The organism is Affinundibacterium baiyunense (assembly GCF_018139645.1).
Lineage (GTDB): Bacteria > Pseudomonadota > Gammaproteobacteria > Burkholderiales > Burkholderiaceae_D > Undibacterium > Undibacterium baiyunense.
The window spans coordinates 197,159-212,037 of record NZ_JAGSPM010000005.1; the positions used below are offsets into that span (position 1 = coordinate 197,159).

The 14,879-nt window shown below is 45.0% G+C and carries 11 protein-coding genes; 6 read left to right on the plus strand and 5 right to left on the minus strand.

Going from position 1 to position 14,879, the window contains the following annotated elements; all coding sequences use genetic code 11:
- Nucleotides 1–114: 114 nt before the first annotated feature.
- A complete protein-coding gene (gene argH, locus KDM92_RS10165; RefSeq protein ID WP_212684236.1) occupies nucleotides 115–1,515 on the minus strand; it encodes an argininosuccinate lyase in 1,401 nt (466 codons plus the stop codon).
- A 343-nt stretch (nucleotides 1,516–1,858) separates the two neighbouring features.
- On the opposite strand from argH, the gene KDM92_RS10170 reads away from it, so the two are divergent.
- The 3 genes from KDM92_RS10170 (at nucleotide 1,859) to KDM92_RS10180 (ending at nucleotide 5,730) form a co-directional block, all read left to right on the plus strand.
- A complete protein-coding gene (locus KDM92_RS10170; protein ID WP_212684237.1) occupies nucleotides 1,859–2,896 on the plus strand; it encodes a sensor histidine kinase in 1,038 nt (345 codons plus the stop codon).
- Between the two features lie 21 nt (nucleotides 2,897–2,917).
- Nucleotides 2,918–3,739 (plus strand): LytR/AlgR family response regulator transcription factor, encoded by an 822-nt coding sequence (locus KDM92_RS10175; protein WP_212684238.1) that lies wholly within the window; start codon nucleotides 2,918–2,920, stop codon nucleotides 3,737–3,739.
- A 143-nt stretch (nucleotides 3,740–3,882) separates the two neighbouring features.
- Nucleotides 3,883–5,730, plus strand: a complete 1,848-nt coding sequence (locus KDM92_RS10180) for a sensor histidine kinase (RefSeq protein WP_212684239.1) — start codon at nucleotides 3,883–3,885, stop codon at nucleotides 5,728–5,730.
- Between the two features lie 30 nt (nucleotides 5,731–5,760).
- On the opposite strand, the gene KDM92_RS10185 is transcribed toward KDM92_RS10180, so the two are convergent.
- The 3 genes from KDM92_RS10185 to kbl form a co-directional block, all read right to left on the minus strand.
- Complete coding sequence (locus tag KDM92_RS10185) at nucleotides 5,761–7,143, minus strand: L-serine ammonia-lyase (RefSeq protein ID WP_212684240.1); 1,383 nt, start codon at nucleotides 7,141–7,143, stop codon at nucleotides 5,761–5,763.
- A 94-nt stretch (nucleotides 7,144–7,237) separates the two neighbouring features.
- The gene (locus KDM92_RS10190; RefSeq protein ID WP_212684241.1) at nucleotides 7,238–8,188 is read right to left on the minus strand and encodes an NAD-dependent epimerase/dehydratase family protein; all 951 of its coding nucleotides are present in this window, start codon (nucleotides 8,186–8,188) and stop codon (nucleotides 7,238–7,240) included.
- A gap of 84 nt (nucleotides 8,189–8,272) precedes the next feature.
- Nucleotides 8,273–9,472: a glycine C-acetyltransferase gene (gene kbl, locus KDM92_RS10195; RefSeq protein ID WP_212684242.1), complete on the minus strand. Its 1,200-nt coding sequence runs from the start codon at nucleotides 9,470–9,472 to the stop codon at nucleotides 8,273–8,275.
- A gap of 181 nt (nucleotides 9,473–9,653) precedes the next feature.
- On the opposite strand from kbl, the gene KDM92_RS10200 reads away from it, so the two are divergent.
- Together KDM92_RS10200 and thrC are read left to right on the plus strand one after the other, a co-directional pair.
- Nucleotides 9,654–10,241: a helix-turn-helix domain-containing protein gene (locus KDM92_RS10200; RefSeq protein ID WP_212684243.1), complete on the plus strand. Its 588-nt coding sequence runs from the start codon at nucleotides 9,654–9,656 to the stop codon at nucleotides 10,239–10,241.
- Between the two features lie 231 nt (nucleotides 10,242–10,472).
- Nucleotides 10,473–11,945 (plus strand): threonine synthase, encoded by a 1,473-nt coding sequence (gene thrC / locus KDM92_RS10205; protein ID WP_212684244.1) that lies wholly within the window; start codon nucleotides 10,473–10,475, stop codon nucleotides 11,943–11,945.
- Nucleotides 11,946–12,054: 109 nt separating this feature from the next.
- Here thrC and KDM92_RS10210 read toward each other — a convergent pair whose 3' ends face one another.
- Nucleotides 12,055–14,439, minus strand: a complete 2,385-nt coding sequence (locus tag KDM92_RS10210) for an ATP-binding protein (RefSeq protein WP_212684245.1) — start codon at nucleotides 14,437–14,439, stop codon at nucleotides 12,055–12,057.
- Here KDM92_RS10210 and KDM92_RS10215 point away from each other — a divergent pair.
- Nucleotides 14,438–14,605 carry a hypothetical protein gene (locus KDM92_RS10215; RefSeq protein WP_212684246.1) on the plus strand — a complete coding sequence of 56 codons (168 nt, stop codon included), beginning with the start codon at nucleotides 14,438–14,440 and terminating at the stop codon, nucleotides 14,603–14,605. The genes KDM92_RS10210 and KDM92_RS10215 overlap by 2 nt on opposite strands.
- Nucleotides 14,606–14,879 lie beyond the last annotated feature (274 nt).

Below are 14,879 nucleotides of genomic sequence, written 5' to 3' on the forward strand. Positions count from 1 at the left end.
GGCTAGTTGTGGATTTGAATGTCCGTGGATCAAAAACACACAGTAGGCCGCTCTGATCTTATTTATTATCGATTCAATTAAATATAAATTTATGTGCTGAGTTACTTTATTGGGTCAATTTGCATTCAATTGTTCACGCAAGCGCGCGATCGCCAATCTAACTTGATTCGGCGCAGTGCCACCAATATGATCACGTGCAGCGACCGAGCCCTCTAAAGTCAGTACATCAAACACATCGACTTCGATTAAATGACTAAAACTTTGTAATTCCGCTAGTGGCATGTCGCTTAAATCACAGCCTCTATCAACGCAAGTGCGAACTGCAAGTGCAACTGCTTCGTGTGCATCACGGAAAGGCAGGCCTTTTTTGACTAAGTAGTCGGCCAAGTCAGTTGCTGTTGCATATCCCTGCAAAGCAGCAGCGCGCATCGCCTCTGGTTTGACGGTAATGCCGCTTGCCATATCGGCAAAAATACGCAAAGTATCAACCAGTGTATCGACGGTATCAAATAAAGGTTCTTTATCTTCTTGATTATCTTTGTTATAGGCCAAAGGTTGGCCTTTCATCAAAGTGAGCAAAGCGATTAGATTGCCGTTCACACGGCCCGTTTTACCACGCGCTAGCTCAGGCACGTCGGGGTTTTTCTTTTGCGGCATGATGGAGGAGCCGGTGCAGAATCGATCAGCGATATCGATAAAGCCAACACGTGGACTCATCCAGATAATGAGTTCTTCAGACATGCGTGAAATATGCGTCATCACGAGAGATGCCGCCGCACAAAATTCAATCGCGAAATCACGATCAGATACCGCATCTAAAGAATTATGGCAAACATCGTCAAAACCTAAAGTACGTGCGACACGCAAACGATCAATCGGGAATGTGGTACCTGCTAATGCTGCAGCACCCAAAGGTAGGCGATTGACACGCTTACGACAATCCGCCATCCTTTCAGCATCGCGCCCGAACATTTCGACGTATGCCAAAATATGATGACCAAAAGTAATTGGTTGCGCGACTTGCATGTGGGTGAATCCAGGCAAGATCGTATCGCTGTGTTTTTCAGCTAAATCCAATAACGCCAAACGCAAAGCTGCAATTAACTCAATGATGTTGTCAATCGCATTGCGCATGTATAAACGAATATCGGTAGCAACTTGATCGTTGCGTGAGCGACCTGTGTGCAAGCGCTTGCCAGCATCGCCCACCAATTCCGTTAAACGTTTTTCGATATTTAAATGTACATCCTCTAAATCGAGCAACCAGGTGAATTGGCCGGATTCAATCTCAGCACTGATTTGCGCCATACCTCGTTGAATATCGGCATAGTCTTGAGCGCTGATGATTTGTTGCGCTTGTAACATCTCTGCATGGGCGAGCGATCCTTGAATATCGACGGCTGCCATACGGTTATCAAAAAATACGGAAGCGGTGTAGCGTTTCACCAAATCGGAGACAGGTTCAGAGAAGCGTGCTGACCAAGCCTCGCTTTTTTTGGAAAATTGTGATGTCATAGTGGCTGTAAATTAAGATAAATAGTGAAGCGACAAAAAACGTATGGAAGTTGGCTGTGCGATCAGATTGGTGAAGCTAGTTCACATTAAAGGCGATTGTGTCGCTTTGAGTGACTTTGTTTGATCATCCCGAATAGAATTGGGGCATTCGACCAACATTTGATGCAGCTCTGGGGCTTCTATCGTTTGTTCTGTAAAAACCAGTGAGGATTATACCGCGAGACAAGCTCGGCTTTTCGATTTTGCGGCATATTCTCTTAAGCTCGTTGAATTACATATTAATCACACGCATCACATCTTATCTATTTGTGATTAAAGTCATCTTAAATAAGCCCCTACATCAATGAAAATAAAAAAAGAGGAACAATTCACAGAATTATTGATTCCAGACTGCTGCAATTTAGGAATCGTTGTTCGTGTCTTGGTGTCTGCCAATTTGCTGGTGTTGCTAGTGCTACTAGCCCGAGGGCAAGGTTGGGCGCCGAGTTTTCAGGATTTCGTCGAAACCTCGATGTTGGTGGAATCGATTTGCTTACTTTCTTTATTATTTTTATGTGGCTTCAGACGCGTGTTAGAGCGCGAGCCTGCGTCAGCCTGGATGCAAAGGATCGTCTGTGGCACAGTGCCAGCCTTAGTTTGTTATGTGGTGATATTTATTCTGGGCGATCTTGAGTGGTTTGCCTATAGTTTCCCGAATTTGGACATGCTGTTGTCGGTCATGTTTTGTTTTTTGATTGGATTGGGATATCAACATTATTTTGAATTGCGTACCAAAGCATTTTCACCGGCGCTCGGTGAAGCACGTTTGCAAGCCTTGCAAGCGCGAATTCGTCCGCATTTTTTATTTAATAGTTTAAACGCGGTGTTATCTCTAATCCGTACCGAGCCTCGTCGCGCCGAGACCGCTTTAGAAGATTTGGCTGATCTGTTTCGCGCTTTGCTGCGCGACACCAGAAATATGTCGACCTTGGCAGATGAAATTACCCTGTGTCAGCAGTATTTGGCAATTGAAAAAATTCGACTGGGCGAGCGACTTCAAGTTGACTGGCAGCTTCAGGACCTTCAGCAAGATGCGCTTGGTACGACAAAGATACCGGCTTTGTTGTTACAACCACTGCTAGAGAATGCGATTCATTATGGTGTAGAGCCAGCCAAACAAATGTCACCTGTGTCTATTTCGATTCAAAAAAGCTTGGATAAAATTGAAGTCAAAGTGATAAACAATTATGATCTTCATGCGCAGCCTTCAAAAGGCAATCACATGGCATTGGACAATATACGACAGCGTTTGAAGCTGCTGTACGATATTGAGGCACAGTTACAAACCACTCAAACTGAAGATCAGTTTGTGGTGCAATTGATTTTTCCCGATAAAACTTAATCTCGACTTAATTGAGTGACGATGACTTCTCTACGTATTTTGATTGTGGATGATGAAGCTCCCGCCAGAGCGCGCATGAAAACTTTAATTGGCGATATACAAGCGCATTGCCAATGCGAATTGCTGGCCGAAGCTGAAGACGGGCAAGCCGCACTCGATTTGATTGTAGAACAACAACCCGACGTTGTCTTGCTTGATGTTCAAATGCCCGGTATGACAGGCATTGAGTTAGCGCAGCACATCGCTGATGCAGAGTTAAGCGTGCGTCCTTCTATCGTATTCGTCACAGCTTATGATGAATATGCATTGCAAGCATTTGAAGTACATGCGATGGACTATTTGTTAAAGCCTGTTAAAGCCGCAAGGCTACAGGATGCCTTGATTCGCATTCACGCATTTCGACAGCAAAACAGCGCACAAATGCAGCAAGAGAAGTTACGTGAATCGCTGAAAACTATCCCGAAGCGTCGACAAAATTTTTCTGTATTAGAAAAAAATCGGGTGCTACTGATTCCGGTTCGGGAAGTTTTATTTTTGAAAGCGGAGCAGAAGTATGTGACGATACAAACTTCGTCTCGTGCTTATTTGACTGAGGAATCTTTGGTATCCATTGAAGCTGAATTGGGCGAGGTATTTGTGCGTGCGCATAGAAATGCATTGGTCGCTAGAAACGCGATTCTTGGCGTTGAGCGGGCGGTGCACATTAGTGAAGCAGATGTGGATGGAGATAAAAACGAATCAGAAAAAGTCGTCGATAGTTGGCAGGTCATTGTACGCGGTTCCGATGAGCGTTTGCCGATTTCGCGTCGACAATGGCCGCTAATTAAAACCTTGGTGCGATGACTAGAAGTGCTTTTGCTGATTCATTGGTGACCTGTCAATGCAGTGACATGATATAGAAGTTGACACATTGTCTGGGTTTAGCGGACGTAAGCTAAATCGCGTTGGGTAATATCGTGAACGAATTGTTTCTAGCGAGGCAAAACATGCATGCGAATATCGATCCAGTGGATGTCGTGCACGCGCAAGAAGGTCGAGACCGAATTCAAATTAATGAAGTTGGCATTCAACTACTTTATGGCATCGCCATTACAGCATTCTTTGCGTGTGTCGCTGCATTCTTCGCAAATCTGTATTTTGGTAAGGGGATCGGTAATTGGGGCGCGATTGCCGGTACGGTTATTTCTGCATTAGTAGTACATTTTTTGCGACGCAAGCGAGTGAAGTTTGCTCTGATGATGATACTTTGGGGCTTTGCGCTGATTCCTATTGTGTTTGGCTTCCGTACTTTTGGTTTTAATGCGCCCGGCATTGTTTGTGTTCCGATTTCAATTATGGCGGCGAGTTGGGCTTTATCAGTACGTCATGCCATTGCGATGACCGCAAGCGCTTGTTTAGCTTGCGTTGCTTATTATTTGTTCATTCAGTACGGTGTGATTGTTCCCGTTCAACCAGATTTGTTGGCACGATTGTTAATTTTAATCGGCGTCTTGATTATCGCTTTGCTACTCGGTTTGGTCGGTGTTTGGGCATTGCGTCATGAATTCACAAGAGTACATGAATTGGCGGCATCCTTAGATCTGAAAGCGCAGGAATTAAGTCGCTCAGAAGCCTCGTTTTCTGCGCTATTTTTATCTAATCCTTTGCCCTCGATTTCTGGAAATATTGATGGTCAATTGATCGATGTGAATCACGCGTTTATTAGTGACTTTGGATATACCCGTGAACAATTATTGCACCAATCTATTAATAGCTTACGTATTTTTGAAAGTGAGGATCAGCGTAAAATCATTGCGCGCCAAACACTAGGTAAAGGCGTGATTGGTTATCCAGTGATGATGCGATTAGCGAGCGGCGAATTACGAAATTTCCTGGTGAGCACAGCGACTTTTGAGTTGTCTGGCGGCTGGCGATTTGTGGCGTCTTTCTTGGATCAAACCGATCGCTTAGCGGCCGAACAAGCACAGCATGTCTTGAACGTGGAATTAGAGCAGCGTGTAGAAACTAGAACGACAGAATTAAGTGAAGCGCTGCAATCTTTAAAACGTACACAAAGTGAACTAGTACAGTCCGAGAAGTTAGCCTCTTTGGGATCGACGGTGGCTGGTATCGCACATGAACTTAATACACCGGTTGGGAATGCCTTGATGGTGGCTAGTGCATTGCAAGATCAACGGGAGCAGTTTGAAGCTGGCTTAGATGGTGGTTTGTCGCGTTCACATCTCAATCAATTTTTATCGCACCTACATGATTCCGCGGATATTTTGAATCGCAATCTAAGTAGAACTGCCGACTTAATTAATAGTTTTAAGCAAGTTGCAGTCGACCAAACCAGTGAGCAAAGGCGGCGTTTTAGTTTGCACGAAGTTGCACGAGAAGTGGTGGTGACCTTAAGCCCAACTTTGCGTAAGACTTCGCATCAGTTCATCAATCAAGTGCTTGAGGGGATCTTGCTTGATAGTTTTCCTGGCCCTTTAGAACAAGTGTTGATGAATCTTACCAACAATGCTCTGCGTCACGGATTTGAGGGGCGTCAAAATGGACGTATTTTGTTACAAGCAGATTTGCTGCCAGAGAATTGGGTACGCATCCTTTTTCAAGATGATGGCGTGGGTATCAGTGAGCAGAACTTGCAGAAAATATTTGATCCATTTTTCACGACAAAATTGGGGCAGGGCGGTTCTGGTTTGGGATTAAGTATTGCCTACAATATTGTCACCGCGATGTTGGGCGGACGAATCGAGGTGACAAGTGAGCTTGGGAAGGGCACAACGTTTACGATAGAAATTCCGCTCACCGCCAGCGTGGAGCCAGCGGTTAATTCAGCAAGTTAGGCCTTCTATCAAAATGGAAACACCGATAGCTTAGCAAGCCGCGTGATTGACGGTGACCACGTGAATCGCTAACCCGCCCAACGACGTTTCTTTGTATTTAGCTTGCATATCATAGCCCGTAACCCGCATGGTTTCGATGACTTGATCGAGACTGACATGATGGGTGCCGTCACTCTTTAAGGCTAGTGATGCCGCCGTAATCGCTTTCACCGCGCCCATGCCATTGCGTTCGATACAAGGAATTTGTACCAAACCACCAATCGGGTCGCAAGTCATGCCCAGATGGTGCTCAATGCCGATTTCAGCCGCTGATTCGATTTGCTCATTGCTACCACCTAGCGCCGCCGTTAAGCCTGCTGCCGCCATGGCGCAGGCTACACCGACTTCACCCTGACAGCCGATTTCAGCACCAGAGATCGAGGCGTTTTTCTTACACAGCATACCGATAGCGGCTGCGACTAACATGAAGTCGCGAATACCTTTGACAGGATCGCTCGGGTGACAATCTTGTGAATAGTATTTGATGATGGCAGGAATAATTCCTGCTGCACCATTGGTTGGTGCGGTGACGACACGACCGCCAGCGGCATTTTCTTCATTGACCGCCATCGCATACAAACTTACTTTATGCATGCCATCGTGCGGCAAACTATTGTGTGTTTCATTGGCGGTGAGCCAGAGTTTGGCGGCGCGACGTTGTACATGCAAGCCACCTGGTAACTCGCCAGTGATTTTTAAGCCGCGCTCTATGCAAGAATTCATCACTTCCCAGATTTTGTCTAGGCCTGCATCTAGCTCGACTTCGCTACAATGACTCAGTTCGTTTGCACGCAATAAAGCTGCCAACGATAATCCAGTTGCTTTACCATGCGCCAGTAATTCAGCCATGGTGCCGAATGGATAGGGAACACTCACCGATGGCGTGATCACTGAGTTCGCGTTGTTATTCAGTTCTTCTTCGGTGTAGATAAAGCCGCCGCCAGTTGAATAGAATGTTTGACTATGGGTGCTGCCATCTTGGCGGGTGAGGGTAAAGCTTAATCCGTTTGGGTGACCTGGCAATACTTCCTTTTTGTGCCAAAGTACATCGTCCAGGATATCGAAGTCGACTTTGACTTGACCTAACAAGTGCATGACGCCTGATTGGGCGAGTTCAGATAGTTTGTCTTCGACGGTATCGGGAGCGACGTCTTGCGGTGTTTCTCCCATTAAACCAAGTAATACAGCTTTGTCAGTGGCATGCCCCAAGCCTGTTAATGCAAGTGAACCATATAAGGCCACTTGCACTTTGCGTGCTTGATCTAAATTTGGACATTCCAGCAAAAAACGACGCGCTGCAATCATCGGTCCAACCGTATGAGAACTCGATGGACCAACACCAATTTTAAACAGATCAAACACACGCATATCCATGCCAATATTCCTTATTTTGAGACCATAGTAGTCAAGCTTTTATCGATAAAACGATCTCTAATTAGAACAATACACATGACGCCGTTTATTCCAATTAATTGGCGACTTTCACGTTCTTTAACATGTCAGTGACCAACGCAGGGAGATCAATTTCTGCCTTCCAGCCCCAATCTTGATAAGCGGCCTCATCATTCAAACTTTGTGGCCAACTTGCCGCGATTGCCTGGCGGCTATCCGGGGCGTAGTGTACCTGAAAGTTTGGTAGGCTTTTAGTGATTTCACTTGTGAGTTCTTGTGGGTTAAAGCTCATACCACTGACGTTATAAGATGAACGGATTTTGATGTTTTCGGCAGGTGCTTCCACCAAACTAATCGTCGCACGAATCGCATCAGGCATGTAGATCATTGGCAGTGATTGTTGCGCTTCGAGGAAGCATGAATAGACTTCGCCCTTCAAGGCAGAATGGAAAATTGCGATCGCATAATCGGTCGTGCCGCCACCTGGAGGCGACTTGTAGCTGATGATGCCAGGGTAGCGAATACTGCGCACATCAACATTGTATTTCTGGAAGTAATATTCACACAGCCGTTCACCAGCTAACTTGCTGATGCCATAAATAGTGTTCGGGTCCATCACCGTGTATTGCGGCGTGTTGACAGCTTCGGTGTTAGGTCCGAAAGCGGCAATCGAGGATGGCCAGAAAACTTTGAGAGGTTTGCCAGCTTCGCCACGAATACGTGCTAGTTCTAAAATATTCAACAAGCCATCCATGTTCAATGTCCAAGCTTTCAATGGCGCTTTTTCACCAGTAGCAGACAATAGCGCTGCCAGTTGATAGACTTGGGTGATGTCGTACTTGTCGTGAATTTCTGCAAGGCGATCGGCATTCAACACATCAACTACTTCGTAGATTTTTGCACCGTACAAACTGGCTGGACTAATATCCGCAGCAATTACATTATCCGCCCCATGTTTAGCGGCTAGAGCATCGACTAATTCACTACCGATTTGACCGTTCGCACCGATGACTAAAATTCGTTCCATTTTCTTTCCTTACTAATTTTACTATTCTTACTATTCGATTGACTGTTTTATTGCCGCAGAGATGTAGCAGTGATTTTTAGAGATTTACTTAATTAAACCCAACTCACGACCTGCTTGCGCAAACGCGGCGAGTGCAGTTTGCAATTGTTCTTTGGTGTGTGCCGCCGATAATTGCACGCGGACACGCGCTTGTCCCATAGGTACGACTGGATAAAAGAAACCAGTAACAAAAACGCCGAGTTCGTACATGCGCGCCGCAAACTTTTGTGCGACTGGTGCATCAAATAACATCACCGGCACCACAGGGTGTGTACCAGGCTTGATGGTGAATCCTAGTGCTTGGATTTCTTGACGGAAGAAAGCGGTGTTTTCATGCAAACGATCACGCAATTCAGTTGATTTCGACAGGCGCTCTAATACCGCTAGGGACGCACCAGCAATGGATGGCGCCAGCGTATTCGAGAATAAGTATGGACGCGATTTCTGACGCAAGGTATCGATGACTTCTTTACGCGCAGCGGTAAAACCACCCATCGCACCACCTAAAGCTTTACCTAATGTGCCGGTAATAATATCGATGCGACCCATGACATTGTGATGTTCATGCGTACCACGACCGGTTTTACCAAGGAAGCCAGATGCGTGGCATTCGTCGATCATGACTAAGGCATCATATTTATCTGCCAGATCGCAAATTTTATCGAGCTGGGCGATCGTGCCGTCCATGGAGAACGCGCCATCAGTGACGATGATGCGATGGCGTTTATCGGCTGCCACTTGCAATTGTTTTTCCAGATCAGCCATGTCATTGTGGGTATAACGGAAACGTGCCGCCTTACATAAACGAATACCATCAATGATGGAAGCGTGGTTCAAGGCATCAGAAATAATCGCATCGTTTTCATCGAACAAGGGTTCGAATACGCCACCATTTGCATCAAATGCTGCAGCATACAAAATCGTGTCTTCCATTCCCAGAAAATCCGCAATCGCACGTTCAAGTTGTTTGTGTACAGTTTGCGTACCGCAGATGAAACGTACTGACGATAAGCCATAGCCGTATTGCTCGGTGGCTTTGATCGATGCTTGCACAGTTGCTTCATCACCCGATAAGCCCAGATAGTTATTTGCACACAGATTGATGAGTTGACGACCATCATCACATTGCACCAAGGAACCTTGACGCGATGAGATCACACGTTCTGGTTTGTACAAGCCTTGTTCACGCAAGCTATCCAGATTGCTGGCTAAACCTGTAAAAAATGAATTCTTCTTAGCGCTCATGTTTGTCTCCTGAAAGGAAAGGGGCTTCTGGTATGATGGAAAAAGTTGGAATTTTCGTGTTAATTGTTACCTATATCGACAATTCGATAAATCTACTGATTTATTTAAATATTCAATATATCGAACTAAAATTCAATATAGCGAATATTATCTAGGCTAATTTAATTTTGCAAGCGAAACTATGAAAAAAGTGATTGCACCTGTGACAACGCCTGCCGCGCCACCTGAGGTCGGAGCAACTTTACAGCGTTTACGGCTGGAAAGAGGGCTGACTTTGGAAGACTTATCCCGCACTGCGGGAGTATCCAAGTCGATGTTGTCGCAAATTGAGAGAGAAAAAGCCAATCCAACCATTGCTGTGGCTTGGCGATTGGCGAATGCGCTTGGTATTGGAATGGCAGAGTTGCTCACCTCCGAGGCGCCCAAGGTTGATTTAATTCGTATGCTAGAGCCGCATGAGACACCAACTTTGCCAGGTGAGCATTCAGGCTACGTCTTGAAAATACTAGGGCCCATGGAATTGGCAGGGCGATTTGAATGGTATGAGTTGATTCTCGCGCCCGGTGGCGCTTTAGTCTCCAATCCTCATGACCCCGGCACCTCAGAGCATCTGACCTTGATTGCTGGCAGTATTGAAGTTGAGGTAGATGGCGCGAAGAAAAAGTTAAAAGTTGGTGGCACCGCCCGGTACGATGCAGACCGTACGCACGCGATCCGCAATATTGGCAAGACAGAGGCGAAAGCATTGATGGTGGTCACGCATCGCTAGTCTTTGGCAAAAAAACAAATGAAAAAGTTTTTGCTTGGCTAGTCGATGTTTAGACGCTTTCTTTTCATTTGTTGATTGTTTCTGTCGGGCTGCCATCAGTTCTCCATGGATTCCATGGAAAATTTGCCGTTTCTTTACAGGAAATTCGCTTGCCGCCGAATTTCCTGCTGCAATGCAAGATATAATTAAGTCGAATCCCTTCTTTGCTTACTTTTATCTTTATTCTCAATCATGCAATACCTGTCTACTCGTGGTTACGCAACATCCTCTGATTCTTCTGTATCGTTTTCTGAAATTTTACTTGGTGGCTTAGCGCCTGACGGTGGCTTATATTTGCCGAAGTCTTATCCGCAAGTGACAGCAGAAGAATTGAATACATGGCGCACACTCAGTTATGCCGATCTCGCGTTTGAAGTGTTACGTAAATTTGCAACAGATATTCCTGAAAGCGATTTAAAAGCGATTACGACCAAAACCTATACCGCAGAGGTATACAAAAACGCGCGTCAAGATGAATCTGCACAAGCAATTACACCATTGCGTAGTTTGGAAGTGAAAGATGGTAACAAACTAGTTTTGCAAGCCTTATCCAACGGCCCGACTTTGGCTTTTAAAGACATGGCAATGCAATTACTTGGCAACTTGTTTGAATACGCGTTAGCGAAGAATCATTCTGAATTGAATATTTTTGGTGCGACTTCGGGTGACACGGGAAGTGCCGCCGAATACGCCATGCGTGGGAAAAAAGGTATCCGCGTTTTCATGCTATCACCGCACAAAAAAATGAGTGCGTTTCAAACCGCGCAAATGTTTAGCTTGCAAGACCCGAATATTATTAATATCGCTGTGAATGGCGTGTTTGATGATTGTCAGGACATGGTAAAAGCGGTATCGAATGATTTGGAGTTTAAACAGCGCCAAAAGATTGGTACCGTAAATTCAATCAACTGGGCGCGTGTAGTTGCGCAAGTGGTTTACTATTTCCGCGGTTATTTATCGGCGACCAGTAATAACGATCAGAAAGTGTCGTTCACCGTGCCGTCCGGTAACTTTGGCAATATCTGTGCTGGTCATATTGCAAGGATGATGGGTTTGCCAATTGCACAGTTAGTCGTGGCGACGAATGAAAACGATGTGCTAGATGAGTTCTTCCGCACCGGTGTTTATCGCGTACGTAAATCGGCAGAGACTTATCACACTACCAGTCCATCTATGGATATTTCCAAAGCCTCGAATTTTGAGCGTTTTGTTTATGATTTGCTGGGTGGCGACAGCGCTCGGGTCGCCGCATTGTTCAAGAAAGTAGAGACCGAGGGTGGGTTTGATTTGTCCGGGCGTCCAGGCAGTGATGGCGATGAATTTAAGAAAATTCCTGAGTTTGGATTTGTTTCGGGTAAATCAATTCATGCAGATCGTCTGCAAACTATCCGTCAAGTCGAGCAAGCGTATGGCGTTACCGTTGATACGCACACTGCTGACGGCATTAAGGTAGCACGTGAACACTTGCAAGCGGGAGTGACGATGATCGTGTTGGAAACGGCTTTGCCAGCAAAATTTAATGAAACAATACGTGAAGCTTTAGGACGTGATGCCGAGCGCCCAGCAGGCTTCGAAAATATTGAAAGTTTGCCACAGCGATTTGAGGTGATGGATGCCGACGTGGCAACGATGAAGGCTTTGATTGCTGCACACACTGGTTTGTGAAGACACACATTAATTCAGCAAACAAGTAGTTGATTAAGATAGTCGGTGCGCTTTTGCTACAAGCAAAGCTCACCGATTTTTTATAAATCTTTTGTATTGAAGTGAATTATTAGGTCGAAGATGCGATTGGTTTATTGTTTGCATTGACGATAGGCAAAGTGAAGTAAAAGCTTGAGCCTTGTCCTTCGATTGAATTGAATCCTATTTCTCCCTGCATTCTCTCTACCATCTCCTTGCAAATTGATAAGCCAAGACCAGTGCCGCCTTTGCGACGTGTGTTGCTACCATCGACTTGCGAGAATTTCTTAAATAAGCGATCTTGGTATTGCTGCGGTATCCCTTCGCCATAATCTCGCACCGTGAATTTAAGCTGATCTGCATGTCGCGTAATGCTGACTTCCACTTTGTTTCCTGCCCGTGAAAATTTGGCTGCATTCGACAATAAATTCGACATCACTTGAAGTACGCGTTGCGCGTCTGCATACACTATGAAGTCTTGTTCTGGCTGATCAAATTCAAAGTTAATTTGATATTGTCGAGCATAGCTTTGATTATTTTCTATGCTAGATCTCACTAGCGTGCTGGCACTCAATTCTTCGAGCTTAAAGTCCATTTTGCCTGCGACTAATTTATCCATGTCTAGAATGTCATTGATAATCAGGGCAAGCTGCTGACCATTTTGCAAAGCGATGTGAATCATGCGTGCTAAGGAATCTGGCAAATGCCCAAAAATGCCACCTTCAATCAACTTCAGTGAGCCAATAATCGACGTTAGTGGTGTTCTTAGCTCATGACTGACGATGGAAACAAATTCGCTCTGCATTAATTCTAAGTATTTGCGTTCGCTAATATCCCGTAGCACAAAAATCACATCGGTCTGGTTCTTTTGTCGTGTGAAGGAAATACTAAATTCAATGTGAATATCATTTCCTAAATAATCTTTGATGATATTTTCACGTTTGAAGTAAGCCGATTCGGTCTCACTTTCCTCTAGTTCGATCGCCGTCGATGATTGAATAAATTGTGCGACTTCCGCAAGTAATTGATGGTTTTCCTTGCCGCATATGAGTTGCAAGAAATCGACGTGTAGGAAACTCTCGTCAGGAAATTTTAAGATGCTGATTGCAGCGGGATTGATGCTGAGTACAACACCGCTAGCACTCGTACAAACGATTCCTTCGGCGACATTGTTTAAGATCGCTTGAGTATATTCTGCATTAGCTTGTATTTGCTTTTCCGCGGCAACCCGTCGACTGATATCAATAATTTGAAAAATCCAATAGGCTTTCTCTAATTTTTCATAATCGATCAGAGCGAGGCTGAGCAGACAAGTGACTTCGCTTCCATTACGATGTTTTAAATTGAGTTCGTATTGCAAACTACTATTTTTTTGTGCTTGCCATTCGCGCTGTAGATTTTGAATCGCCAAATCGGGAGCGATGTCGGCGAGTGAAATTTTGCGTAAATCGGATTCTTTATAGCCAAGAATTTGGCATAGCATCGGGTTTGCACTGATCCATAAGCCATCTTCATCGACCAAAGCCATACCTTGCGGCGCCGTGTTAAAGGCGCGCATAAATCGTTGTTGACTTTCATTCAGTGCAAAATACGAGCGTGATTGTCGGCGATAAAATTGAAACGATTTGGCGATCAAGACGCTTAGAATGAAGGCAACTGACCAGCCTGCAAAGCGCTGAATGTGCGTAAAGAATTGATTTTGCTTGCTAGGAGGTACCGCATGGATTTCAATTTGACGGCCTGGCGCATTCACTTTTAAACGGCTGACGACATCTTGCTGTGCGTTGATATTTCCATACAATGGCTTTGCATCTGGCGCTAAATCAAGATCGATAACGGCAAATTGCAATTGCAGTTCTTCACCCCGTTGTTTGGCTTTCGCAAAAACTGATTCGGCATCGAGTATTGTGCTGACCAAGCCCCAATATTGGTCATCTTGCAAAAATACCGGTACACGGTAGGCTAAACCGATGCCACCTTGTTTCAAGGCAAATGGTCCAGCTAAAGCAGGGCGCTTACTGAGAATGACTTTTTCCACCGCTGGCCATTGCTGTGCATTGTCGGGAAAATACATGCCAATTGCAGATTCGTTACCTTGACGTGGCACGATGGTTTGAATGCGATTGGCGGGAGCAAGCGTAATATTGCGAATGCTCGCTTCTTGCTTTTGTAGACTAACTAGCCAAGGTTCAATTTCTTCTAATTTATAAGTCCCCTTATTCGCTTGAATAAAGGCGACTAGGCCTGAGGCTAAGTGGATAGTGGCATTTAATTCTGATTCAAGAATAGCTCTAACTTCGCCTGCGTTACTAATAACTTTTTGTTGATCGAGACTTGCTTGTCTGCTGCGCTCTTCGAAAAGAATAAGTTCGGTAGCGATTCCCGTACCTATCAAAACGATCAAAGGCAATAGTCGACCCAACAGTCGACGGCCAAAGGATTCGTGCTCTAAAAATCTGAATTGAGGAACGGACATGAGTCAGACAGACGGATGGCTTGTTAGCATCAAATATATCACTAGGTGTGCTCTTGATTTTGCCTTATTTCCCTCGGCTAGTGTTGAAAAGCTGGATGTGAAAATTGAAAACAAGCAATTTTTTGTGGATTTGATGTTTTTTGGGAATACCGATCGTTGGATTTGACTGAGAGCAGAGCGATCATCCGCGTACAGCTAAGTTCGTGCGCCATTCCAACTAACTTAGCGTTAACGTCAAACCAACCCCAAGCTAACACAGAGCGAAGCTAAGGCTAATCCACATTTCATCCAAAACAAGTCAATTCGTTTTGAGTTTGTTGATGACATGATTTTTAACCGCTTGGTAATCTGATTGATGTAGAAAAAGTGCGCTCTATTCCTAGTTTTTTGCGTTCCGTCTGAAAGCGCCTATCCGTTTGAATTGCTTGCTTTATTGTGCC